Source organism: Streptomyces erythrochromogenes (assembly GCF_036170895.1).
In the GTDB taxonomy this organism is placed as follows: Bacteria; Actinomycetota; Actinomycetes; order Streptomycetales; family Streptomycetaceae; genus Streptomyces; species Streptomyces erythrochromogenes.
In genome coordinates this window covers 1585091-1609125 of the sequence record NZ_CP108036.1, presented here as the reverse complement: position 1 = coordinate 1609125, position 24035 = coordinate 1585091, and the positions used below count along the sequence as shown (strand labels likewise).

At 72.4% G+C, this 24035-nt stretch carries 22 protein-coding genes; 19 read left to right on the top strand and 3 right to left on the bottom strand.

Annotation, left to right across the window (positions count from 1 at the left end; all coding sequences use genetic code 11):
- Nucleotides 1-81: 81 nt before the first annotated feature.
- Both OHA91_RS07520 and OHA91_RS07515 read left to right on the top strand, forming a co-directional pair.
- Complete coding sequence (locus OHA91_RS07520; protein WP_031157845.1) at nucleotides 82-1053, top strand: GlxA family transcriptional regulator; 972 nt, start codon at nucleotides 82-84, stop codon at nucleotides 1051-1053.
- Nucleotides 1054-1146: 93 nt separating this feature from the next.
- Nucleotides 1147-1776, top strand: a complete 630-nt coding sequence (locus tag OHA91_RS07515; RefSeq protein WP_328738894.1) for a DJ-1/PfpI family protein — start codon at nucleotides 1147-1149, stop codon at nucleotides 1774-1776.
- Nucleotides 1777-1786: 10 nt separating this feature from the next.
- On the opposite strand, the gene OHA91_RS07510 is transcribed toward OHA91_RS07515, so the two are convergent.
- Nucleotides 1787-2527 carry an enoyl-CoA hydratase/isomerase family protein gene (locus OHA91_RS07510; RefSeq protein ID WP_031157840.1) on the bottom strand — a complete coding sequence of 247 codons (741 nt, stop codon included), beginning with the start codon at nucleotides 2525-2527 and terminating at the stop codon, nucleotides 1787-1789.
- A gap of 86 nt (nucleotides 2528-2613) precedes the next feature.
- Between OHA91_RS07510 and OHA91_RS07505 the strand changes: the two genes are divergently transcribed.
- Nucleotides 2614-3264 (top strand): HdeD family acid-resistance protein, encoded by a 651-nt coding sequence (locus OHA91_RS07505; RefSeq protein WP_031157838.1) that lies wholly within the window; start codon nucleotides 2614-2616, stop codon nucleotides 3262-3264.
- A 130-nt stretch (nucleotides 3265-3394) separates the two neighbouring features.
- Nucleotides 3395-3889, top strand: a complete 495-nt coding sequence (locus OHA91_RS07500; RefSeq protein ID WP_328741100.1) for an ATP-binding protein — start codon at nucleotides 3395-3397, stop codon at nucleotides 3887-3889.
- A 50-nt stretch (nucleotides 3890-3939) separates the two neighbouring features.
- Here OHA91_RS07500 and idi read toward each other — a convergent pair whose 3' ends face one another.
- Both idi and OHA91_RS07490 read right to left on the bottom strand, forming a co-directional pair.
- Nucleotides 3940-4539: an isopentenyl-diphosphate Delta-isomerase gene (gene idi / locus OHA91_RS07495; protein WP_266493601.1), complete on the bottom strand. Its 600-nt coding sequence runs from the start codon at nucleotides 4537-4539 to the stop codon at nucleotides 3940-3942.
- Between the two features lie 149 nt (nucleotides 4540-4688).
- Nucleotides 4689-6002 carry a bifunctional class I SAM-dependent methyltransferase/N-acetyltransferase gene (locus OHA91_RS07490; RefSeq protein ID WP_328738893.1) on the bottom strand — a complete coding sequence of 438 codons (1314 nt, stop codon included), beginning with the start codon at nucleotides 6000-6002 and terminating at the stop codon, nucleotides 4689-4691.
- Nucleotides 6003-6546: 544 nt separating this feature from the next.
- Here OHA91_RS07490 and OHA91_RS07485 point away from each other — a divergent pair.
- The 15 genes from OHA91_RS07485 (at nucleotide 6547) to OHA91_RS07415 (ending at nucleotide 23917) form a co-directional block, all read left to right on the top strand.
- The gene (locus OHA91_RS07485) at nucleotides 6547-8181 is read left to right on the top strand and encodes a DUF5941 domain-containing protein (protein WP_328738892.1); all 1635 of its coding nucleotides are present in this window, start codon (nucleotides 6547-6549) and stop codon (nucleotides 8179-8181) included.
- Nucleotides 8178-8927 carry a phosphocholine cytidylyltransferase family protein gene (locus OHA91_RS07480; protein WP_031157824.1) on the top strand — a complete coding sequence of 250 codons (750 nt, stop codon included), beginning with the start codon at nucleotides 8178-8180 and terminating at the stop codon, nucleotides 8925-8927. Before OHA91_RS07485 ends, OHA91_RS07480 begins: the two co-directional genes overlap by 4 nt.
- Nucleotides 8915-9976 (top strand): iron-containing alcohol dehydrogenase family protein, encoded by a 1062-nt coding sequence (locus OHA91_RS07475; protein ID WP_031157822.1) that lies wholly within the window; start codon nucleotides 8915-8917, stop codon nucleotides 9974-9976. The genes OHA91_RS07480 and OHA91_RS07475 overlap by 13 nt, the downstream gene beginning before the upstream one ends.
- Nucleotides 9954-10733 (top strand): CDP-alcohol phosphatidyltransferase family protein, encoded by a 780-nt coding sequence (locus OHA91_RS07470; protein ID WP_078959641.1) that lies wholly within the window; start codon nucleotides 9954-9956, stop codon nucleotides 10731-10733. Before OHA91_RS07475 ends, OHA91_RS07470 begins: the two co-directional genes overlap by 23 nt.
- Nucleotides 10734-10741: 8 nt before the next feature.
- Nucleotides 10742-11623 carry a glycosyltransferase family 2 protein gene (locus OHA91_RS07465; RefSeq protein ID WP_031157816.1) on the top strand — a complete coding sequence of 294 codons (882 nt, stop codon included), beginning with the start codon at nucleotides 10742-10744 and terminating at the stop codon, nucleotides 11621-11623.
- A 94-nt stretch (nucleotides 11624-11717) separates the two neighbouring features.
- Entirely contained in the window at nucleotides 11718-12647 is a 930-nt protein-coding gene (locus OHA91_RS07460; protein ID WP_031157813.1) for an ABC transporter permease, read from the top strand.
- Nucleotides 12640-13422 (top strand): ABC transporter ATP-binding protein, encoded by a 783-nt coding sequence (locus OHA91_RS07455; RefSeq protein WP_031157811.1) that lies wholly within the window; start codon nucleotides 12640-12642, stop codon nucleotides 13420-13422. The genes OHA91_RS07460 and OHA91_RS07455 overlap by 8 nt, the downstream gene beginning before the upstream one ends.
- A 431-nt stretch (nucleotides 13423-13853) precedes the next feature.
- Entirely contained in the window at nucleotides 13854-14738 is an 885-nt protein-coding gene (hpnC, locus tag OHA91_RS07450) for a squalene synthase HpnC (RefSeq protein WP_245240303.1), read from the top strand.
- A complete protein-coding gene (gene hpnD / locus OHA91_RS07445; RefSeq protein WP_031157806.1) occupies nucleotides 14735-15709 on the top strand; it encodes a presqualene diphosphate synthase HpnD in 975 nt (324 codons plus the stop codon). The genes hpnC and hpnD overlap by 4 nt, the downstream gene beginning before the upstream one ends.
- Before the next feature lie 199 nt (nucleotides 15710-15908).
- Nucleotides 15909-17288: a hydroxysqualene dehydroxylase HpnE gene (gene hpnE, locus OHA91_RS07440; RefSeq protein WP_328738891.1), complete on the top strand. Its 1380-nt coding sequence runs from the start codon at nucleotides 15909-15911 to the stop codon at nucleotides 17286-17288.
- Nucleotides 17285-18469: a polyprenyl synthetase family protein gene (locus OHA91_RS07435; RefSeq protein WP_209441569.1), complete on the top strand. Its 1185-nt coding sequence runs from the start codon at nucleotides 17285-17287 to the stop codon at nucleotides 18467-18469. The genes hpnE and OHA91_RS07435 overlap by 4 nt, the downstream gene beginning before the upstream one ends.
- 120 nt (nucleotides 18470-18589) lie before the next feature.
- Nucleotides 18590-20800 (top strand): squalene--hopene cyclase, encoded by a 2211-nt coding sequence (shc, locus tag OHA91_RS07430; protein ID WP_245240302.1) that lies wholly within the window; start codon nucleotides 18590-18592, stop codon nucleotides 20798-20800.
- On the top strand, nucleotides 20800-21477 hold the full coding sequence (locus OHA91_RS07425; RefSeq protein ID WP_037634141.1) for a phosphorylase family protein: 678 nt from the start codon (nucleotides 20800-20802) through the stop codon (nucleotides 21475-21477). Before shc ends, OHA91_RS07425 begins: the two co-directional genes overlap by 1 nt.
- A 5-nt stretch (nucleotides 21478-21482) precedes the next feature.
- Nucleotides 21483-22514 carry an adenosyl-hopene transferase HpnH gene (gene hpnH / locus OHA91_RS07420; RefSeq protein WP_031157795.1) on the top strand — a complete coding sequence of 344 codons (1032 nt, stop codon included), beginning with the start codon at nucleotides 21483-21485 and terminating at the stop codon, nucleotides 22512-22514.
- On the top strand, nucleotides 22511-23917 hold the full coding sequence (locus tag OHA91_RS07415) for an aspartate aminotransferase family protein (protein WP_328738889.1): 1407 nt from the start codon (nucleotides 22511-22513) through the stop codon (nucleotides 23915-23917). The genes hpnH and OHA91_RS07415 overlap by 4 nt, the downstream gene beginning before the upstream one ends.
- Nucleotides 23918-24035: the final 118 nt, after the last annotated feature.

Here is a 24035-nt window from a genome sequence, read left to right as displayed (position 1 = left end):
GCGCGGGCCCGACCCCGACGTGGCCGGATAGGTGGGAAGCACGTCATTGCGGCCACCGCGGGGGCGGCACACCATGAAGCCATGGGGTCATCGCCGCGCAACGTACTCGTCCTCCTCTACGACGGGGTCCAGAGCCTGGACGTGACCGGCCCGGTGGAGGTGTTCGCCGCGCTCGCCCACTTTCCCGGGCGGGCAGGCTACGCGATCCGGACGGTGTCGCCGGGAGGGGAGCACGTCCGTACCGGCAGCGGGCTGACGCTGCTGCCGGACGGGGAGCTGGAGGGCGCCCGGCCGGGGCCCGGGACCACGGTGCTCGTGCCCGGGGGACGCTTCACCGCGGACTTCGAGCCCAGGCTCACCGACTGGCTCCGTACCCACGGGGGTGGCGCGGAGCGGCTGGTCTCCGTGTGCACGGGAGGACTGCTCCTGGCCGAGGCGGGGCTGCTGGACGGGCGGCGGGCGACGACGCACTGGAACGCCTGCGAGCGGATGGCGCAGGACTACCCGGCCGTCGCCGTCGAGCCGGACCCGATCTACGTACGGGACGGGCCGGTGGCCACCTCGGCCGGGGTGACGGCGGGCATCGACCTCGCGCTGGCGCTGGTGGAGGAGGACCACGGGCAGGACGTCGCCCTGACGATCGCCCGGCACCTGGTGGTCTTCCTGCGCAGGCCCGGAAACCAGGCGCAGTTCAGCGCCCAGCTCGCGGCCCAGACGGCCCGGCGGGACCCGCTGCGGGACGTGCAGCAGTGGATCACCGAGCACCCGGGGGAGGAGCTGGGCGTCGAGCACCTCGCCGCCCGTGCCCGGCTGTCGCCGAGGCACTTCGCCCGGGCCTTCCGGGCGGAGACCGGGGTCACGCCCGGAAGGTACGTCGAACGGGTGCGGGTGGACCACGCCCGGCGGCTGCTGGAGGAGAGCGGGGAAGGGATCGCACAGATCGCCCGGGCCTGCGGGTACGGGAACCCGGAGGCGCTGCGCCGGGCCTTCGTGCGCACCCTCGGCCAGCCGCCCGCCGAGTACCGGCGCCGTTTCGGCACGTCCCGCTCCTGAGGGCAGGACCCGGCCCGCGCAGCCGGGCACCCCGAAGAAGGCTCCGCCCCGCCGGGGCGTAGCCGTGTTCCGACCGACGCTTGCGGAGTAGCCATGCAGATCGCCGTACTTCTCTACGACCACTTCACCGCCCTCGACGCCATCGGCCCCTTCGACACCCTCGGCCGGCTGACCGACGCCGAGGTCGTCTTCGTCTCCGAGCGGCCCGGGCCGGTGCGCACCGACAACGGGGCGCTGGCGCTCGTCGCCGACAAGGGGCTCGACGAGGTCACGCGGCCCGACATCGTCATCGTGCCGGGCGGGCCGCATCCCGAGCGGGAGATGGCCAATCCCGTGGTCATGGACTGGCTGCGCACGGTCGACGCCACCACCACCTGGACCACTTCCGTGTGCACCGGATCCCTGTTGCTGGCCGCCGCCGGGCTGCTCGACGGCCGGAAGGCCACCAGCCACTGGCTGTACCTGGAACAGCTGCCCGAGCACGGGGCCCGGCCCACCGGAGAGCGCGTGGTGTTCGACGGGAAGTACGTCACCGCCGCGGGGGTGTCCTCCGGGATCGACATGGGGCTCACCCTGCTCGGCCGGATCGCCGGCGACGACTTCGCCAGGGCGGTGCAGCTGATGACCGAGTACGATCCCCAGCCGCCCTACGACGCGGGCTCGCCCCAGAAGGCCCCGGCCGCCCTCGTCGAGATGCTGCGGGGGAACAACCTGCCCGCCTGAGGGCCGTCCGTCACGGGGTCCAGGTGAAGCGGGGCGCCCGGCGCTCCAGGAACGCGGCGACGCCCTCGGCGGTGTCGTCGCTTCCGGCCGCCTGCTCCTCCCAGTACCCGTCCCGGTCCGTGCGGCCGTCGGCGAATTCCTTGGCCGCCGCCTGCGTCAGCTGCGAGCGGGCGGCGAGGACCCTCGTGAACTCGGCCACGCGCTTGTCCAGCTGACCGGCCGGCAGCAGCTCGTTCAGGAACCCGGCGCGCAGCGCCTGCTCCGCCCCTATCAGCTCCGCGGAGAAGAGGAGGTACTTGGCCCAGGCCGGGCCGACCAGGGAGGCGAGCCTGCGGGTGGAGGACGCCGGGTAGACGATGCCCAGCTTCGCCGGGGTGACCCCGAAGGACGCCCCCTCCTCGGCGAAACGCAGGTCGCAGGCGGCCGCCAGCTGGCTGCCGCCGCCGACGCAGAACCCGCGGATCGCCGCCAGCGTCGGCTTCGGGAAGGCCGCCAGGGCCTCCTCGGCCGCCACGGCGAGGGCCCGCGGGTCCTCGCCGCCGGTGAGGGAGGAGATGTCGGCGCCCGCGCAGAACGTCGGCCCGGCTCCGGTGAGGACGAGCACCCGTACGGCCGGGTCGCCCGCCAGGCCGTCCAGCAGCCCGGGCAGCGCCCGCCACATCGCGGCGGTCATGGCGTTGCGCTTGGCGGGGTGCGAGACGACGACGGTGGCGACCCCGTCGGAGACCGTGTGCAGGAGGGTTGCTTCCAGGGCTGCGTCCATGCGCCGGATGCTATCCCGGGTGGTGAAACCTATGATCAAGGGAGTCCGTCGGGGTGCGAGGAGGTGGCACGTCCATGGGCGCAGACCGTCAGGAGAAGAAGAAGGTCAACCGCAGCTTCGGGCTGATGGCCGTGCTCGGGGTGCTCCTCGTGCTCGCCGGCCTGGTCGGTCTGGTCTACACGGGCCTCGCCACGCTCACCTCGATGTTCCTCTTCGGCTGGCTGCTGCTCATCGGCGGCGTGGTCGGGCTGGTGCAGGCGGTGCAGTCGCGGGGGAGCAGCTACTTCTGGCTCGCCGTCATCGTCGCTGCGATCAACATCGCGGCGGGCTTCGTGATCCTGCGGCGCCCCGAGGCGAGCGCCGAGGCGCTGACCATGTTCGCGGCCCTGCTCTTCCTCACCGGGGGACTGTTCCGGCTGGTCGGCGCGCTGGTGGTGCGCGGAGCCAACTTCGGGCTCGCGCTCGTCCAGGGTGCCTTCGGCGTGCTGCTGGGCTTCCTGATCCTCTCCAACTGGCCCGGCAACAGTCTGTACGTGATCGGAACCTTCTTCTCGCTCGCCCTGCTGTTCGACGGCCTGAGCCTCATCGCGATGGGCATGGGAGCTCGGCGCATCCTGGGGTTGGTCAGGGAAGACGAGCCGGGGACGGAAGCCGGCGCCGCGCAGGGGACGCGCGAGGCGGACGAGAAGCGTCCGGCAGAAGATCAGGAACAGACCAACAACTGACGCTGTCATACGCCAGCGGTCAGAAAGCGTCCGATTGACGCTGACTTCTGGTCAGCAGTCCGGTCCGGACCTACCCCTTCCCCACTCTTGTCGCGTGGAGACGATCGAGCGTGAAGACGGGGGCCGGAAGATGGACGCCAGCGGGAGCGGCCCACGAGCCAGGGAAGGTCTGCCGGAGGCCCCGGCAGACCCCCTCGCCTACGAGGGCGTGTGGAGGTTCACCGCTCCCGCCGTAGAAGAATCCGTTCCGCAGGCCCGCCGGGCCGTCCGGGACCTGCTCGGGCGCCAGGGGGTGCCGGCCCATCAGGACCTCGTGTACTCCCTGCTCCTGATCGTCTCCGAACTGGTGACGAACTCGGTCCGGCACGCCGCCCTGCTCTCGCCCGAGGTCGCGGTCGAGGTCGCGATCGGCCGCGAGTGGGTACGGGTCGCCGTCGAGGACAACCACCCCTACCGCCCCAAGGCGCTGGAGGCCGACTTCGGCCAGACCGGCGGCCGCGGCCTGCTGCTCGTCCGGGAGATCACCCTGGAGGCCGGCGGGGTCTGCGACGTCGAGCACACCTCGACCGGCGGCAAGGTCATCTGGGCGGCCCTCCCGCTCGCCACCCCGCCGACCGTCCGCTGAGCGGCGGACGGCTGCGGACGGCGGGGGAGCGGCGAGGGCGGCGTACGGGGCTACCAGCCCGCCGCGTCGCCGGTCAGCTCGCGGATCGCGGGCCGCGCCGCGTCCAGCACGGTCATGAACCAGGCCGAGAACGGCACCTCGGCGTGCCGCTTCGCCAGCTCCTCGGAGGTGACGAAGGCGGTGTCCTCGACCTCCTCCGGGTCCGGCCGCACGGCAGCCTGAGCAAGTCCCACGAACAGGTGATTGAACTCCTGCTCCACGAGGCCCGACGCGGGGTCCGGGTGGTTGTAGCGAACCGTTCCCGCCTGCGCGAGCAGCGAGGGCGACAGCCCCAGCTCCTCGTGGGTCCGCCGGGCCGCGGCCGCGAACGGCGACTCCCCGGGATACGGGTGACCGCAACAGGTGTTCGACCAGACGCCCGGCGAGTGGTACTTGCCGAGGGCCCGCTGCTGGAGCAGCAGACGGCCCTGCTCGTCGAACAGGAACACGGAGAACGCCCGGTGCAGCTGCCCGGGCGCCTGATGGGCGGAGAGCTTCTCCGCCGTGCCGATGGTGTTGCCGGACTCGTCGACCAGTTCGAGCATGATCGGTTCTTGAGTACCGGTGCCGTTGGACGCGCTGTTCGCGGCGGTGGCTGGTGTGGTCGGCATACCCATCCTTCGCTTCGGACTTCGGCCTTCAGTCTGCCGTACAAAAGAGGCTTGTCCCCACTTCGGACATCCGTGCATGTCCGCCCCCCGCCGCGTGCTAGGCGGGGGGGCGGACCACTGCGGATCACCTCACACGGCGCTCACGCGCGTCAGACTCCGAACGGAGCCGGATACGTGATCGTTCCCGCCGGGACCGGGACGGAACCGTCCAGCACCAGCGCCATCATCGCCTCGTCCGGAACCTCGAAGGGCGCCCGGATCCCGAAGCGCGACGCCGCCGTGAAGCCGAAGCGCGGGTAGTACGACGGGTGCCCCAGGACCAGCACCAGCGACTCCCCCCGCTCCCGGGCCGCCGCGAGCAGCGCACGCACGACGGAGCTCCCCGCCCCCGAGCGCTGGTACGCCGGATCGACGGCCACCGGGGCGAGCGCCAGTGCCGGGGCGCCGCCGACCTCGCACCGGGTGAGCAGGGCGTGCGCCGCGACCGACCCGTCGGGGGCCTCGGCCACGTACGACAGCCCGGCCAGCCAGGAGCCGTCCGCGCGGAGCGCGTCCACGAGATCCGCCTCCAGCGGGGTCTCGAAGGCGGCCAGGTTGACCGCCCGTACCGCGGCGGTGTCCGCCGCGGTCTCCGGCCGGGCCGGCCAGGCGGCGCCGTCGCCGGCCTCCACCGGCCGCAGGACATAGCCGGTGTAGCCGTACTCGTGCCCGTGGCGGGCCCGTACGCCGAGCTCCTCGCGGGTGGCGGCCAGCGCCCGCGCCATGGCGGGGGAGCCGTCCCCGGCGCGGTCGCGGACCCGCTCGGCGAGCGGGCCGTAGTACTCGTCCCAGTCGGAGTCGGGCAGCGGGTGCACGCCGAGGACCCGGTAGCCGGCGGACTGGGCGGCCGCGACGTTGGCGGCGGTGGAGCGCAGCGGGTACTGCGCGTCCCAGAAGGCGCGCGCTCCGGCGGACGGCTCCGCGGCCGTCCACTCGCACTCGGTCAGCACGAGGGTGCCGCCCGGGGCGAGGAGCCGCTTCCACCGCGCGAGCGCGGTGTCGAAGCCCGCGATGTAGGCGGAGCCCTCCGCCCACACGAGGTCGAAGGAGCCCTCTGCGACCTCCTCGGCGGGAAGCGCGTTCATGTCCGCCTCGACGGTGCGGACCCGGTCGGCGAGCCCGCGGGCCGCGGCGGCCGTGCGGAGCTCGTCGAGGAAGGGGCCGTGCAGGTCCACGGCGGTCACCTCGGCGCCGTCCTGGCCGTGCCCGCCCGCTTCGGCGGCGAGCAGCAGCGCGCTGCGGCCCGGACCGCAGCCCAGGTCGAGGACGCGGGGCCGCCGGGGCAGCGGTCCGCACAGGGACAGCAGGGCGCGGGTGCTCGCGTCGGAGCCCGGAGCCTGTCGGGGCAGTCCGTGGTGGAGAGTGAGAAAAGCCTCGAAGAAGGCGTTGTCGGTGTTACCGGCATCGCCGAAGTCGTCGGTCAACGTGAACCCTTGGAAAAGGGGCTCCGGCCGATCTGCGGGTTCCCCTCGGCCCATGCCGGGGAAACGGTGGATCAGGCCCGGCCGGTCGCCCGGGGGAAATGGGAGATGCACCGGAGTGCGCAGCGCTCGGCCGCGACCACTGCGACGGTCATCAACCCACCTCGTTTCCACTCAACACCTTCAGGGGCGTGTCCACCGTAACATCCAGGCCGTTTGTGGTACCGCGTCGTGATCACCGATGATGATCGCGACCCAGCCCGGAGCCGGGATATTCGGCTTATCAGGGCGTAAACGGGTGATGAACCCCTGCTTCCCTTCATCCGATAGCCTCTGCCGACGTGCCGCCCCACGGGCGCGCCCGTTCGGAATCCGTTACAAGGAGTGAGTTCGTCTGCCGACCGTCATCCTCACCGGCCTGCCGGTCCCCGGATCGCCGCTCGCGGACGAGCTCCGCTCACTCGGCTTCGAGGTCCGCCCGGCCGCCGGTCCCCAGGACGCCGCCGCCGCGCTGGCCGGCGTACCCGTCGATCAGCGGGTGGCCGTCGTGGACGCCGCCTTCGTCGGGCACGTGCACGCGCTGCGGCTCGCGCTGACCGACCCGCGCTTCGACGCCTGTGCCGTCACCGGCGCCCTCTCCGTGCAGGCGGGTGCCCGCGAGGCCCTCGACAAGGCCGTCGCCACCGAGGGCGCCCACGGGTCCGGCCCCTACGCCGACCGGCTCGCCGCCGCCGTCGAGGCCGCCGGGACCGCCGTCCAGCGGCCCGAGCTCGGCAGCCTGGTCGCCGCCGTCCCCGCCGACGCCGACGAGCGCGCGGAGGCGTCCGCCGCCGTCGCCGCCGTGGACGAGGAGGCCGTACGGCTGCGCTCCGCCGTGAAGTCCCGCGACGGGTTCTTCACCACCTTCTGCATCAGCCCGTACTCGCGCTACATCGCCCGCTGGTGCGCGCGCCGCGGCCTGACCCCGAACCAGGTCACCACCGCCTCGCTGATCACCGCGCTGATCGCGGCCGGCTGCGCGGCCACGGGCGAGCGCTGGGGCTACGTCGCGGCCGGCGTGCTCCTCATCGTCTCCTTCGTCCTGGACTGCACCGACGGGCAGCTCGCCCGCTACTCCCTGCAGTACTCGACGATGGGCGCGTGGCTCGACGCGACCTTCGACCGGGCCAAGGAGTACTCCTTCTACGCCGGCCTCGCGCTCGGAGCCGCCCGGAACGGGGACGACGTCTGGGGCCTCGCCCTCGGCGCCATGATCCTGATGACCTGCCGCCACGTCGTGGACTTCTCCTTCAACGAGGCCAACCACGACGCCACCGCCAACACGAGCCCGACCGCCGCCCTCTCGGACAGGCTCGACAGCGTCGGCTGGACGGTATGGGTCCGGCGGATGATCATCCTGCCGATCGGCGAGCGCTGGGCGATGATCGCGGTCCTGACCGCCTTCACCACCCCCCGGATCGTCTTCTACGCCCTGATCGTCGGCTGCGCCTTCGGCGCGCTCTACACCACCGCGGGCCGCGTCCTGCGGTCGCTGACCCGCAAGGCCCGGCGCACCGACCGCGCCGCCCAGGCGCTCGCCGACCTCGCCGACTCCGGTCCGCTCGCCGAGCTCCAGGCCCGGCTGCTGCGCGGCCGCGCCGGATCCTTCGGATCCGTCCACGTCGCCGCCCTCGGCACCGTGCTGATGGCCGGAGCCGCGCTGTACCTCCCCTTCGGCGACCCGCGGCTCGTCGCCGTCGCCGTGATCTACGCCATGACCGCCGGCCTCGCCGTCGCAGCCCCGCTGGGGGGAGCGCTCGACTGGCTGATCCCGCCGCTGTTCCGCGCGGCCGAATACGTGACGGTCCTCGCGCTCGCCGCCAAGGCCGACGTCCCCGGGGCCCTTCCGGCGGCATTCGGCCTGATCGCGGCGGTCGCCTACCATCACTACGACACGGTGTACCGCATTCGCGGCGGCACCGGCGCGCCCCCGCACTGGCTGGTGCGGACGATCGGCGGCCACGAGGGCCGGGTCCTGCTGACCACGGTCCTCGCCGCCGTCCTCGTGGACCGCGCATCGGACTTCCCCGTCGCGCTCACGGCCCTGGCCGTGTTCGTGGCACTGGTGGTGCTCGTGGAGAGCATCCGCTTCTGGGTCTCCTCCGGGGCACCCGCCGTACATGACGAAGGAGAACCAGCATGATCGGCCTTGTCCTCGCTGCCGGTGCGGGACGCCGCCTGCGTCCCTACACCGACACCCTGCCCAAGGCCCTCGTGCCCGTCGGCCCCGAAGGCGACGAGGAGAGCCTGACGGTCCTCGACCTGACCCTCGGCAACTTCGCCGCGGTCGGCCTCACCGAGGTCGCGATCGTCGTCGGCTACCGCAAGGAGGCCGTCTACGCGCGACAGGCCGCGCTGGAGGCCAAGTACGGCCTGAAGATCACGCTGATCGACAACGACAAGGCCGAGGAGTGGAACAACGCCTACTCCCTGTGGTGCGCGCGTGAGGTGCTGGGGCGCGGTGTGATCCTCGCCAACGGGGACACCGTCCACCCGGTCTCCGTCGAGGAGACCCTCCTCGCCGCCCGCGGCAACGGTCAGAAGATCATCCTCGCCCTGGACACCGTCAAGGTCCTGGCCGACGAGGAGATGAAGGTCGTCGTCGGCGACACCGGCGTGCAGAAGATCACCAAGTTGATGGACCCCGCCGACGCCACCGGCGAGTACATCGGTGTCACCCTGATCGAGGCCGAGGCGGCCGAGGCCCTCGCCGAGGCGCTGAAGACCACCTTCGAGCGCGACCCGGACCTGTACTACGAGGACGGCTACCAGCAGCTCGTCAACGACGGCTTCGTGGTCGACGTGGCCCCCATCGGCGACGTCAAGTGGGTCGAGATCGACAACCACGAGGACCTCGCCAAGGGCCGGACGATCGCATGCCAGTACTGACGAGGCTCATCCCCTCGCCCGTCGTCGTCGACATCAGTCGCGGGGCGATGGACGACCTGGCCGGCCTCCTGGCAGACCAGCGGATCTCCGCCTCCGGCAAGCTCGCCATCGCGATCAGCGGGGGCTCCGGCGTGGCGCTGCGCGCCAAGCTGGAGCCCGTGCTCCCGCACGCCGACTGGTACGCCGTCGTCGACGGCACCATCGACTCCGCGGTCAAGCTGGCCGACGACATAAAGGGCCGCCGCTACGACGCCGTCGTGGGCCTGGGCGGCGGCAAGATCATCGACGTGGCCAAGTACGCCGCGGCGCGGGTCGGGCTGCCCATGGTGGCCGTCGCCACCAACCTCTCGCACGACGGCATCTGCTCGCCGGTGTCCATCCTGGACAACGACAACGGCCGCGGCTCCTACGGCGTCCCCACGCCGATCGCCATGGTGATCGACCTCGACGTCATCAAGGAAGCCCCGGTGCGGTTCATCCGCGCCGGCATCGGCGACGCGATCTCCAACATCTCGGCGATCGCCGACTGGGAGCTCTCGCACAAGACCACCGGCGAGCCCGTCGACGGCCTGGCCGCCGCGATGGCCCGTACCGCGGGCGAATCCGTGCTGCGCCACCCGGGCGGCTGCGGCGACGACGAGTTCCTCACCGTGCTCTCCGAGGCGCTCGTGCTCTCCGGCATCGCCATGTCGATCAGCGGGGACTCCCGCCCCTCCTCCGGCGCCTGCCACGAGATCAGCCACGCCTTCGACCTGCTCTACCCGGGGCGCTCCGCGCTCCACGGCGAGCAGGTCGGCATCGGCGCGGCCTTCGCGATGCACCTGCGCGGGGCCGCGGACGCCGCCGGCCACTTCGTCGAGGTGCTGCGCCGGCACGGCCTGCCGGTCGCGCCCGAGGAGATCGGCTTCAGCATCGACGAGTTCGTCGCGGCCGTCGAGTACGCCCCCCAGACCCGCCCGGGACGCTTCACGATCCTGGAGCACCTCAACCTGTCCGCCGCCGAGATCAGGGACGCATACGCCGACTATGCCAAGACCATCCGTAGCTGAACTGAGGCCCGTCGTCCACCCCGCGGGTGTGAAGGACCGGGTCAGCGGCGAGCACTGGGGCGGGCGCCTCTACATGCGCGAGATCTCCCTGCGCATCACCCGCGTCCTGGTCACCACCAAGGTCACGCCCAACCAGCTGACCTACCTGATGACCCTCGCCGGCGTCCTCGCCCTCCCGGCCCTGCTGGTGCCGGGCATCCTGGGCGCCGTCCTCGGCGTGGTCGCGGTCCAGATGTACCTGCTGCTCGACTGCGTCGACGGCGAGGTCGCCCGCTGGAAGAAGCAGTACTCGCTCTCCGGGGTCTACCTGGACCGGGTCGGCGCCTACCTGTGCGACGCGGCGGTCCTGGTCGGCTTCGGCCTGCGCGCCGCCGACCTGTGGGGCACCGGAGGCGCCGACTGGCTGTGGGCCTTCCTCGGCACGCTCGCCGCGCTCGGCGCCATCCTGATCAAGGCCGAGACCGACCTGGTCGGCGTCGCCCGCCACCAGGCCGGCAAGCCCGTGGTCAAGGACGCGGCCGCCGAGCCGCGCGCCAAGGGCATGGCCCTCGCGCGCCGGGCCGCCGCCGCGCTCAAGTTCCACCGCCTGATCCTCGGCATCGAGGCCTCGCTGCTCATCCTGTTCCTGGCCGTCCTGGACCAGATGCGCGGCGACCTGTACTGGTCCCGGGTGGGTGTGGCCGTGCTCGCGGGCATCGCGATGCTGCAGACCGTGCTGCACCTGGTGTCGATCCTCGCCTCCAGCAGGCTCAAGTGACCGCCGCGATGCGGCTGGGCGCCGTGATCATCACCATGGGCAACCGGCCCGACGAGCTCAAGGCGCTCCTCGACTCGGTGGCCCGCCAGGACGGCGACCCGGTCGAGGTCGTCGTCGTGGGCCAGGGCGTGCGGGTCTCCGAGGTGGCTGACCTGCCGCCGGGGGTCCGCTGCGTCGACCTGCCCGAGAACCTGGGCATCCCGGGCGGCCGCAACGTCGGCATCGAGGCCTTCGGACCCGGCGGCCGTGACGTGGACGTGCTGCTCTTCCTCGACGACGACGGGCTGCTGGAGCGCACCGACACCGCCGAGCTGTGCCGGCAGGCCTTCGCCGAGGACCCCGCGCTCGGGATCATCAGCTTCCGGATCGCCGACCCGGACACCGGGCAGACGCAGCGCCGCCACGTGCCGCGGCTGCGGGCCTCGGACCCGATGCGGTCCTCGCGCGTGACCACCTTCCTGGGCGGTGCCAACGCCGTCCGCACGAGGGTGTTCGAGCAGGCCGGAGTCCTGCCGGGGGAGTTCTTCTACGCTCACGAGGAGACCGATCTGGCCTGGCGCGCACTCGACGCGGGGTGGCTGATCGACTACCGGGCGGACATGGTGCTGCTCCACCCGACAACTGCCCCCTCCCGGCACGCGGTCTACCACCGTATGGTGGCCCGTAACCGGGTGTGGCTCGCCCGCCGCAACCTGCCCGCACCGCTGGTACCGGTCTACCTGGGCGTCTGGCTCCTGCTGACGCTCGTACGGAAGCCCTCGGGACCCGCGCTCAAGGCCTGGTTCGGCGGATTCCGAGAGGGATGGACCACTCCCTGCGGACCCCGCCGCCCGATGAGATGGCGTACGGTCTGGCGGTTGACCCGTCTGGGCCGACCTCCCGTCATCTGACCAGCCCGCGTCTGGGAACATGGCGCGATCACGGGCCTCGAGCCACCAGCCTGATGCCCACCTGGCCGCATCTTGAAGACGAAAGTTTCAACTTGTGAGTGACACAACCCACGACGGCGCCCTCGCCACGAGCAGGCCGCCGTCCGCAGACGCGGGGCTCAGCGCCGCCGAGCTCGCCAGGAAGTACGGCCTCTCGGTCAGCGGCGCCCGGCCCGCTCTGGGCGAGTACGTGCGGCAGCTCTGGGGCAGGCGCCACTTCATCCTGGCCTTCTCCCGGGCCAAGCTGGTCGCGCAGTACAGCCAGGCGAAGCTCGGCCAGGTCTGGCAGGTGGCGACCCCCCTGCTGAACGCGCTCGTCTACTGGCTGATCTTCGGCCTGATCCTCGGCGCGGGCAAGGAGATGCCCAAGGACGTCTACGTCCCGTTCCTCGTGATGGGCATCTTCGTCTTCACCTTCACCCAGAGCTCGGTGATGGCGGGCGTCCGGGCGATCTCGGGGAACCTCGGGCTGGTGCGCGCGCTGCACTTCCCGCGCGCCTCCCTGCCGGTGTCGTTCTCGCTCCAGCAGCTCCAGCAGCTGCTGTACTCGATGATCGTCGTCTTCGTGATCGCCGTCTCGTTCGGCAACTACCCGCAGCTCTCCTGGCTGCTCGTCATCCCGACCCTGGCGCTCCAGTTCGTCTTCAACACCGGCCTCGCCATGATCTTCGCGCGGATGGGCTCCAAGACCCCCGACCTGGCGCAGCTGATGCCGTTCGTGATGCGCACCTGGATGTACGCCTCGGGCGTCATGTTCCCGATCGGGATCTACCTCAAGGACCACCCGCAGTGGATCAGCGACGTGCTGCTGTGGAACCCGGTCGCGATCTACATGGACCTGATCCGCTTCGCGCTGATCGACGACTACGGGAGCAGCAACCTGCCCCCGCACGTGTGGCTCTTCGCCGTGGGCTGGGCCGCGGTGATCGGCCTCGGCGGCTTCGTGTACTTCTGGAAGTCTGAGGAGCGTTACGGCCGTGGCTGACAACACCCAGGGGCGCGTCCCCACAGTGATCGCGGACGGCGTCCACATCGTCTACCGCGTCAACACCGGCAGCGGCGGCAAGGGCGCGGCCACCGCCGCGCTCAGCAAGATAGTCCGCCGGAAGAAGGGCGACGCCCCGGGCGTACGCCGCGTCCACGCCGTGCGCGGGGTCTCCTTCACCGCCTACCGCGGCGAGGCAATCGGCCTCATCGGCTCCAACGGTTCCGGCAAGTCCACCCTGCTGCGCGCCATCGCCGGCCTGCTGCCCTGCGAGGAGGGCAAGGTCTACACCGACGGCCAGCCCTCGCTGCTGGGCGTGAACGCCGCGCTGATGAACGACCTCACCGGTGAGCGCAACATCGTCCTCGGCGGTCTCGCCATGGGGATGAGCCGCGAGCAGATCAAGCAGCGTTACCAGAGCATCGTCGACTTCTCGGGCATCAACGAGAAGGGCGATTTCGTCTCGCTGCCGATGCGCACCTACTCCTCCGGCATGGCGGCGCGACTGCGGTTCTCCATCGCGGCGGCCAAGGACCACGACGTCCTGATGATCGACGAGGCCCTGGCCACCGGTGACCGCTCCTTCCAGGTGCGTTCGGAGAACCGAATCAAGGAACTCCGTCAGAAGGCCGGCACGGTCTTCCTGGTCAGCCACAACAACAAGTCCATCCGGGACACCTGCGACCGGGTGCTGTGGCTGGAGAAGGGCGAGCTCCTGATGGACGGGCCCACGGAGGAAGTCGTCTCGGCATACGAGAAGGCCACCAACGGCTGACCTCCGGGCCGCGCGGCGCCCTCCGAGGCGCTTCCCCGCTTCACCGAAGGCCCCCGCCGCTCAGCGCGGCGGGGGCCTTAAGCATGTACGTGCATTACGTCGCATGCGCGTTCTCGTATTGCGCGACGACATTCGGTGGCGCGGTGAATACCCGAGCGGCCTCGGCGGCGTTCTACAGCGTAAGCTGAGGCGGTCCTGAATCGCAGCAAGAGGGGACGATTCCCCGCAGGTGAGCGGCCCTGGGGCAGCCCCGGGAAAACCCCGGCGGCGTGTCCGAAATAGGATGTAATGGGTTGGCAGTGTAGAACGGGAGATGTGACGGCAATGGCTACGGGAATTCTCCGGCCCCCAGGGACGGCGGCCGTCCCCGCCCCGGGCGGCGGGCGGTGAACCCGGGGCACGGCACCCGACCCCTGTCCGACACGGTCCACGTGAGCGCCACCCTCGACAAGGCGACGGCGGAGAACTTCCCCGTTGCCCCCGCCTTCCTGCCCCGCGCCTGGCGCGACGGGCTGACGGCCGTCTACGGATACGCCCGCCTCGTCGACGACATCGGCGACGGCGACCTCGCCCCCGGCGGACACGACGCCGTACTGCTCGGCCTCGAACCCGAAGCGGTGGACGACCGGCTCGCCATGCTCGACGCCTTCGAGACCGACCTGCTGCGCGTGTTCGGCTCCGCGGACGGCCCCCCGCGCCACCCGCTGCTGCTCGCCCTGCAGCCCGTGGTGCGCGCCCACGGCCTGACCCCCGAACCCTTCCTCGGGCTCATCGAGGCCAACCGCCAGGACCAGCGCGTCACGCGCTACGAGACCTACGCGGACCTCGTCGCGTACTGCGAGCTGTCCGCCAACCCGGTCGGCCGCCTCGTGCTGTCCCTCACCGGCACCAGCACCCCCGAACGGATCCGCCTCTCCGACTCCGTCTGCACCGCCCTCCAGATCGTCGAGCACGTCCAGGACGTCGCCGAGGACCTGGGCCGCGACCGGATCTACCTGCCCGCCGAGGACATGCGGCGCTTCCACGTGTCCGAGGCCGACCTGGCGGCCCCGTCCGCCGGCGCCTCCGTACGCGCCCTCGTCGCCTTCGAATCAGAGCGCGCACGCGCGTTGCTGAATGAAGGCGTCCCGCTCGTGGGTAGCGTGCACGGCAGACTCCGGCTGCTGCTCGCGGGCTTCGTGGGAGGGGGGCGCGCCGCCCTGCGAGCCGTCACCGCCGCCGGCTTCGACGTACTCCCCGGCCCGCCCAAATCCACCAAGAGCGGCCTGCTCCGCGAGGTTGCCGCCGTCCTGCGCACAGCGCCGAGAAAGAGGTGAGCCCGACCGTGGAGGGCCCCACACACGCTTCCGCACAGACTGCGGTCTCCGCACCGGTCTCGGCGGCCTACAGCTACTGCGAGGCCGTCACCGGTTCACAGGCGCGCAATTTCGCGTACGGAATCCGGCTGCTGCCCACCGACAAGCGCCACGCGATGTCCGCGCTCTACGCCTTCTCCCGGCGGGTCGACGACATCGGCGACGGAACGCTGCCCACCGAGGCGAAGTTCGCGCGCCTGGAGGAGACCCGGGCCGTCCTCGGGCGCATCCGGGCCGGCGCGGTCGACGAGGACGACACCGACCCGGTCGCCGTCGCCCTGGCCCACGCCGCCCGCCGCTTCCCGATCCCGCTCGGCGGCCTCGACGAGCTCATCGACGGCGTGCTGATGGACGTCCGCGGCGAGACCTACGAGACCTGGGACGACCTCAAGACCTACTGCCGCTGCGTGGCCGGCGCCATCGGCCGGCTCTCGCTCGGCGTCTTCGGCACGGTCAACGCGCCGGGCACGCCCGACGCCGCGCGCGCCTCCGAGTACGCCGACACGCTCGGCCTCGCCCTGCAACTGACCAACATCCTCCGCGACGTTCGCGAGGACGCGGGCAACGGACGCACCTACCTGCCCGCCGAGGACCTGGCCAAGTTCGGCTGCTCGGAAGGCTTCCAGGCCGGCCGGGCGGCCCCCGGCGCCGACTTCGCCGGACTGGTCCACCACGAAGTCCGGCGCGCCCGCTCGCTGTTCGCCGAGGGCTACCGGCTGCTGCCGATGCTCGACCGGCGCAGCGGCGCCTGCGTGGCCGCCATGGCCGGCATCTACCGGCGCCTCCTCGACCGCATCGAGCGGGAGCCGGAGGCGGTCCTGCGCGGCCGCGTCTCGCTGCCGCCGCACGAGAAGGCGTACGTGGCCGTGCGCGGCCTGTCCGGACTCGACGCGCGCACCGTGTCCCGCCAGGCCGTCCGGAGGCGGATGTGACGATCCGGACGAAGGCGGTCCCGCGGCGCGCCGCCACCGCCCACCCGGCGTGCGCCGGCGGCGCCCGGCGCACGGGCGCGGCGTGCCGTCCGGGCCGAGCGCCGGCCGGGGCAACCACGCCGACGGCGGGCGCGTCCCTTCCTGCGGACCGGAGCCTGCCGACCGGCCCGGAGGGCCAGCGCACCACGGGGGAGGGCGCATGACGGGCACCGAAGACCACGCCGTCGTAGTCGGCGGCGGACTCGCCGGCGTCACCACCGCCCTCGAACTCGCCGACGCCGGGCTCCGCGTCACCCTGCTCGAAGGCCGCCCCCGGCTCGGCGGGCTCGCCTTCTCCTTCAAGCGCGGCGACCTCAACGTCGACAACGGCCAGCACGTCTACCTGCGGTGCTGCACGGCCTACCGGTGGTTCCTCGACCGCGTCGACGGCGCCGCCCTCGCCCCGCTCCAGGACCGGCTCGACGTACCCGTCCTCGACGTCGCCCACCCCGGCGGGCCGCGCCTGGGACGGCTGCGCCGCGGCGGCCTGCCCGTGCCCCTGCACCTTGCCGGAGCACTCGCCCGCTACCCGCACATGTCCCTCGCCGAGCGCGCGAGCGTCGGCCGCGCCGCCCTCGCCCTGCGCCGCCTCGACCCGGCGGACCCGGCCCTGGACGGCCTGGACTTCGCCACCTGGCTCGGCCGCTACGGGCAGTCCGCCCGCACCATCGAGGCCCTGTGGGACCTCGTCGGCATCGCCACCCTCAACGCCACCGCAGCACACTCCTCGCTGGGCCTGGCCGCCATGGTCTTCAAGACCGGCCTCCTCTCCGAGAAGAGCGCGGCGGACATCGGCTGGGCCCACGTACCGCTCGGCGACCTCCACGACACCCTCGCCCGCAAGCAGCTCGACGCGGCCGGGGTACGGACGGAGCTGCGCACCCGCGCCACGGCCGTGACCCGTACGCCCGAAGGGGCCTGGCGGGTCGACACCGAGGAGGAGTCCCTCGAAGCGGGCACCGTCGTCCTCGCCGTACCGCAGCGCGAGGCGCACGGGCTGCTGCCCAGCGGCGCCCTCGCCGACCCCGACAAGCTCCTCGACATCGGCACCGCGCCGATCCTGAACGTCCACGTCGTCTACGACCGCAAGGTGCTCAAGCAGCCCTTCTTCGCCGCACTCGGCTCCCCGGTGCAGTGGGTCTTCGACCGCACCGAATCCTCCGGACTGCCCGACGGCGGCCAGTACCTGGCACTGTCCCAGTCCGCCGCCCAGGACGACATCGACGAACCCGTCTCGGTGCTGCGCGCCAAGTACCTGCCCGAACTGGAGCGGCTGCTGCCCGCCGCGCGCGGGGCCAAGGTACGGGACTTCTTCGTCACCCGGGAGCGGACGGCGACCTTCGCGCCCACACCCGGGGTCGGCCGGCTGCGCCCCGGGGCGCGGACCGACACGCCGGGGCTCTACCTGGCCGGTGCGTGGACTGCCACGGGTTGGCCCGCGACCATGGAGGGCGCCGTCCGGAGCGGACTGAGCGCGGCCCAGGCCGCCCTCGCTGCACTCGGCCGCCACCGCGAACACCCTCTGCAGGAGGCGGCATGACGACCACCACCACGACGACCGGCACCACCGGTGTCACGAGCACCACGAGCACAGCACGTACAGGAACAAGAGGAGAGCCAGTGAACCCGGGGAATCCGGCTGTCGAGAACACGGATGCCAGTGTGGGCGCAGCCGGAAGGGGCGTGGAGAAGGCCGACACCGTCGCCCTCCTGGAACGCGGCCGTACGATGTCGACCCCCGCGCTCCGCGCGGCCGTGGACCGGCTCGCCGCGCCCATGGACACCGTCGCCGCCTACCACTTCGGCTGGATCGACGCCCAGGGCCACCCGGCCGACGGCGACGGCGGCAAGGCCGTCCGCCCCGCCCTCGCCCTGCTCTCCGCCGAGGCCGCGGGCGCCGCGCCGGAGGTCGGCATCCCCGGCGCCGTCGCCGTCGAGCTCGTGCACAACTTCTCGCTGCTCCACGACGACCTGATGGACGGCGACGAGCAGCGCCGCCACCGCGACACCGTGTGGAAGGTGCACGGACCGGCGCAGGCGATCCTGGTCGGCGACGCCCTCTTCGCCCTCGCCAACGAGGTCCTGCTGGAACTCGGCACCGTCGAGGCCGGCCGCGCCACCCGCCGCCTGACCACCGCCAGCCGCAAGCTCATCGACGGCCAGGCCCAGGACATCTCCTACGAGCACCGCGAGCGCGTCAGCGTCGAGGAGTGCCTGGAGATGGAGGGCAACAAGACCGGCGCCCTGCTCGCCTGCGCGGTCTCCATCGGCGCCGTGCTCGGCGGCGCGGACGACCGCACGGCCGACAAGCTGGAGGAGTACGGCTACCACCTCGGCCTCGCCTTCCAGGCCGTCGACGACCTCCTCGGCATCTGGGGCGACCCGGAGTCCACCGGCAAGCAGACCTGGAGCGACCTGCGCCAGCGCAAGAAGTCCCTGCCGGTGGTCGCCGCCCTCGCCGCCGGCGGGCCGGCCTCCGAGCAGCTCGCCGAACTCCTCGCCGCCGACGCCAAGAGCAGCGACTTCGAGAACTTCTCGGAGGAGGAGTTCGCCGCCCGCGCGGCGCTCATCGAGGAGGCCGGCGGCCGCCAGTGGACCGCGGACGAGGCGCGCCGCCAGCACGCCGTCGCGATCCGGGCCCTGGACGACGTCGACATGCCGCAGCGGGTGCGCGAGCAGCTCGTGGACCTCGCCGACTTCGTCGTCGTACGCAAGAGGTGACCGCCACCCGACAGCGGATATGAATCGCGAGTCGCCGGCCGGCGCCGCCACCTGAACGTGGCGCGCACCGGCCGACGGCAGACCCCAGCACAGCACAGGACACTGTTCTAAGGGGAAGCCATGACAGCGACGACCGACGGCAGCGCGGAGAGCGCCGGCGCCGGCAGCGAATCCACCCCGGGCGCCCCGCCGCCCGGCCCCGCCGGGGCGGCCGCCCCGGGGACCGAGTACGGGCTCGCGGGCCCGCCCGACCCGGCCGGTCCGGCGGCCGGCGGCGCACCCACCGCACCGGTGGCGGTCACGGAGCGGATCGCCGCCCCGCCCGACCCGGCCCGGCGACCCGGCCCGCCGCCCGCCTACCGGCAACCGGGTGCGCCAGGCGCGGGACGCACCGCGGCGGACCTGCCCGAACCGCCGGACGGCTGCCCGCGCGAGGTGTACGAGGCCACCGCGCGCGCGACCCGGCACCTCCTGGACCGCCAGGACCCCGCGGGCTGGTGGAAGGGCGACCTGGAGACCAACGTCACCATGGACGCCGAGGACCTCCTGCTGCGCCAGTTCCTCGGCATCCGGGACGAGGCCACCACGTACGCCGCCGCCCTGTTCATCCGCGGCGAGCAGCGCGAGGACGGCACCTGGGCCACCTTCCACGGCGGACCGCCCGAACTGTCCGCCACCATCGAGGCCTACGTCGCGCTGCGCCTGGCCGGGGACGCGCCGGACGCCCCGCACATGAGCCGTGCCTCGGCCTGGATCCGGGCCAACGGCGGGATCGCCGCCGCCCGCGTCTTCACCCGGATCTGGCTCGCCCTCTTCGGCTGGTGGAGCTGGGACCACCTGCCCGAACTCCCGCCCGAGCTGGTGTTCCTGCCGTCCTGGGTGCCCCTGAACATCTACGACTTCGGCTGCTGGGCCCGCCAGACGATCGTCCCGCTCACCGTGGTCTCCGCGCTGCGCCCGGTCCGCCCGGGCCCCTTCGCCCTCGACGAGCTGCACACCGACGCGCGGACGCCCTGGCCCGCACCCCGCCTGGCCCCGCTGACCAGTTGGGACGGCGCCTTCCAGCGGATGGACAGGGCCCTGCACGTCTACCGCCGGTTCGCCCCGCGCCGGCTGCGCAAGGCGGCCATGGGCACCGCCGCCCGCTGGATCGTCGAGCGCCAGGAGAACGACGGCTGCTGGGGCGGGATCCAGCCGCCCGCCGTGTACTCCGTCATCGCGCTGCACCTGCTCGGCTACGACCTCGGGCACCCGGTGATGCGCGCGGGACTGGAATCCCTGGACCGGTTCGCGGTCCGGCGCGAGGACGGCGCCCGGATGATCGAGGCCTGCCAGTCCCCCGTGTGGGACACCTGCCTCGCCGCGATCGCACTCGCCGACGCGGGCGTGCGCCCCGACCATCCGGCCCTGGTCAAGGCCGCGGACTGGATGCTCGGCGAGGAGATCACCCGCACCGGCGACTGGGCGGTGCGCCGGCCCGGCCTGGCGCCCGGAGGCTGGGCGTTCGAGTTCCACAACGACACCTACCCCGACATCGACGACACCGCCGAAGTCGTCCTCGCCCTGCGCCGGATCAGACACCCGGACCCGGTCCGGGTCGACGCGGCCATCGCCCGCGGCGTGTCCTGGAACCTCGGCATGCAGTCGAAGGACGGCGCGTGGGGCGCCTTCGACGCCGACAACACCAGCCCCTTCCCGAACAGGCTGCCCTTCTGCGACTTCGGCGAGGTCATCGACCCGCCGTCGGCCGACGTCACCGCCCACGTGGTGGAGATGCTCGCCTTCGAGGGCCGGGCGGGCGACGCCCGCACCCGGCGCGGCATCGCCTGGCTGCTCGACGCACAGGAGCCGGACGGAAGCTGGTTCGGCCGCTGGGGCACCAACTACGTCTACGGCACCGGGTCGGTGGTGCCCGCGCTCACCGCGGCCGGCATCGCGCCGGGCCACCCCGCGGTCCGGCGGGCCGTGCACTGGCTGGAATCCGTGCAGAACGACGACGGCGGCTGGGGGGAGGACCAGCGCTCCTACAAGGACCGCTCGTGGGCCGGGAAGGGCGCCTCCACGCCCTCGCAGACCGCGTGGGCGCTCATGGCCCTGCTGGCGGCCGGGGAACGGGACGGCAAGGCCGTCGAACGGGGCGTCGCCCACCTGGTCCGGACCCAGCGGGCGGACGGCTCCTGGGACGAGCCGTACTTCACCGGCACCGGCTTCCCCTGGGACTTCTCCATCAACTACCACCTGTACCGGCAGGTGTTCCCGCTGACCGCGCTCGGCCGCTACCTGTACGGGGAACCGTCCGCCCCGGCAGGCTCACCCGCCGGGAACCCCTGATGTCCGCCGCCGGGGGCGACCGGGCGGACCGGGCCGGCCCGCTGCTCGTCGCGTGCGCCCTGCGCATCGAGCAGGTGGCGCTGCGCAGCGCGGGGCGCGGCTCCGTACACGGTACGGACCGTGCGCAGGCCGGGGCTTACACCCTCCTGCGCACCGGGATGGGCCCGCGCGCGGCCGAACGGGCCCTCCGCCGGGCCCTCGACCGGCCCGGGGCGGAGCGGGCCGCCGTCCTCGCCACCGGGTTCTGCGCCGGGCTCCTCCCCGGCATGAACCCGGGCGACCTCGTCGTCGCGGAGGAGATCCGCGACCCGCGGGGGACCGTCCCCTGCACCGGGACCGCGCTGCTCGCCGAGGCGCTGGCCCGGGCCGTCCCCGGCCGGACCGTGCACACCGGCCCGCTGACCGGGTCCGACCACGTCGTCCGCGGCCAGGAGCGCGCGCACCTGCGCGCCACCGGCGCCGTCGCGGTCGACATGGAATCCGCGGCGACCCTCTGGGCCGCGGTCCGGGGCGGCGACCGCCCCGTTGCGGCCGTCCGGGTGATCGTGGACGCCCCGGAGCACGAGCTCGTCCGAATCGGCACGTTGCGCGGGGGAATATCGGCCTTCCGTGTTCTGCGTGCCGTACTGCCCGCGTTTTTCGAATGGCACCGTTCTTCGCTGCTCCCCAGGAGGTGAGCCAGATGGCCATGCCGCTGCGCCAGACCATCAGGGTCGGGACCTATCTGCTCGAACAGAAGCTCCGCAAGCGTGAGAAGTTCCCGCTGATCGTGGAGCTGGAGCCCCTCTACGCGTGCAACCTGGCCTGCGAGGGGTGCGGGAAGATCCAGCACCCGGCAGGAGTGCTCAAGCAGCGCATGCCGGTGGCCCAGGCGGTCGGGGCCGTGCTGGAGTCCGGTGCGCCCATGGTGTCCATCGCGGGCGGGGAGCCCTTGATGCACCCGCAGATCCACGAGATCGTGCGGCAATTGGTGGCGCGGCGGAAGTACGTCTTCCTCTGCACCAATGCGCTGCTGCTGCGCAAGAAGATCGAGAAGTTCACGCCCTCCCCGTACTTCGCCTTCGCCGTGCACATCGACGGCCTGCGCGAGCGCCACGACGAATCGGTGGCGAAGGAAGGCGTCTTCGACGAGGCGGTCGCGGCCATCAAGGAGGCCAAGAGGCGTGGATTCCGGGTGACCACGAACTCCACCTTCTTCAACACCGACACCCCGCAGACGGTCATCGAGGTCCTCAACTTCCTCAATGACGACCTGCAGGTGGACGAGATGATGATCTCGCCCGCCTATGCCTACGAAAAGGCACCGGACCAGGAGCACTTCCTGGGCGTCGACCAGACCCGCGAACTCTTCAGGAAGGCGTTCGCGGGCGGCAACCGGCGGCGCTGGCGGCTCAACCACTCCCCGCTCTTCCTGGACTTCCTGGAAGGAAAGGCCGATTTCCCCTGCACGGCCTGGGCCATTCCGAATTACTCCCTCTTCGGCTGGCAGCGCCCCTGCTATCTGATGAGCGACGGCTATGTGCCGACGTACCGGGAGCTCGTGGAAGAGACCGACTGGAGCAAGTACGGCCGCGGAAAGGACCCGCGCTGCGCGAACTGCATGGCGCACTGCGGCTACGAGCCCACCGCCGTCCTCGCCACCATGGGCTCCCTCAAGGAATCCCTGCGGGCCGCCCGGGAGACGGTCGGAGGCAACCGGGACAGGTCGGCATGAGCCCGGCGGAAGGGGGGCGGGGCGGCGGGTTCGACCTCGGCGCCCTGTTGGCCGCGCGCGGGGCGGAGCGGTACGAGCTGCACGCCCGCCACCTCAACCACCAACTGCCCCGGATGCTCCGCACCATCGGCTTCGACAAGGTCTACGAGCGGGCCGAGGGGTCCCACTTCTGGGACGCCGAGGGCAACGACTACCTCGACATGCTGGCCGGCTTCGGGGTGATGGGCCTGGGCCGCCACCACCCCGTCGTCCGGCGGGCGCTGCACGACGTGCTGGACGCCCAGCTCGCCGATCTCACCCGCTTCGACTGCCAGCCGCTGCCCGGGCTGCTGGCCGAGAAGCTCCTCTCGTACAGCCCCCACCTGGACCGGGTCTTCTTCGGCAACAGCGGCACCGAGGCGGTCGAGACGGCCCTGAAGTTCGCCCGGTACGCCACGGGGCGCCCCAGGATCCTCTACTGCGACCACGCCTTCCACGGGCTGACCACCGGCTCGCTGTCGGTGAACGGCGAGGGCGGCTTCCGGGACGGCTTCGCACCGCTGCTGCCCGACACCCGGGTGGCGCTGGGCGACCTGGCCGCCCTGGAGCGGGAGCTGAAGCGCGGCGACGTCGCCGCCTTCGTCGTCGAGCCGATCCAGGGCAAGGGGGTCCTCGCGGCCCCGCCCGGATTCCTGCTCGCCGCGCAGGAGCTGCTGCACCGCCACAAGGCGCTGCTGATCGCGGACGAGGTGCAGACCGGTCTGGGACGTACCGGGGACTTCTACGCGTACCAGCACGAGCCGGGTGTGGAGCCCGACCTGGTGTGCGTGGCCAAGGCGCTGTCGGGCGGCTACGTGCCGGTCGGCGCGACCCTGGGCAAGGACTGGATCTTCAAGAAGGTCTACTCGTCCATGGACCGGGTGCTCGTGCACTCCGCGAGCTTCGGTTCCAACGCGCAGGCGATGGCGGCCGGGCTGGCGGTGCTGTCCGTCATGGAGGACGAAGGGCTCGCGGCCCGCGCCCGGGCGACCGGCGACCTGCTGCGCGGGCGGCTCGCGGCCCTGGTGGACGAGTACGAGCTGCTGCACGAGGTGCGCGGGCGCGGCCTGATGATCGGCATCGAGTTCGGGCGGCCCTCCTCGCTGGGGCTGCGCAGCCGCTGGACCGTGCTCCAGGCGGCCCGCAAGGGCCTCTTCGCGCAGATGGTCGTGGTGCCCCTGCTGCAGAAGCACCGGATCCTGACCCAGGTCTCCGGGGACCACCTGGAGGTGATCAAGCTGATTCCGCCGCTGGTCCTGGACGAGCAGGACGTGGACCGGTTCGTCGCCGCCTTCCGCGAGGTGATGGACGAGGCGCACGGCGGGTCGGGTCTGATGTGGGACTTCGGCAGGACGCTGGTGAAGCAGGCCGTCGCGGCGCGCTGACGACCTGCGTCCCCCCGGCCCGAGGCCGGCCCCGGTCCGGGTCCCGGGCGTCGGCCCCTCGTCCCGGGGCCCTCGTCCCGGGTCCCGGGCGTCGGCCCTCGTCCCGGGTCCCTCGTCC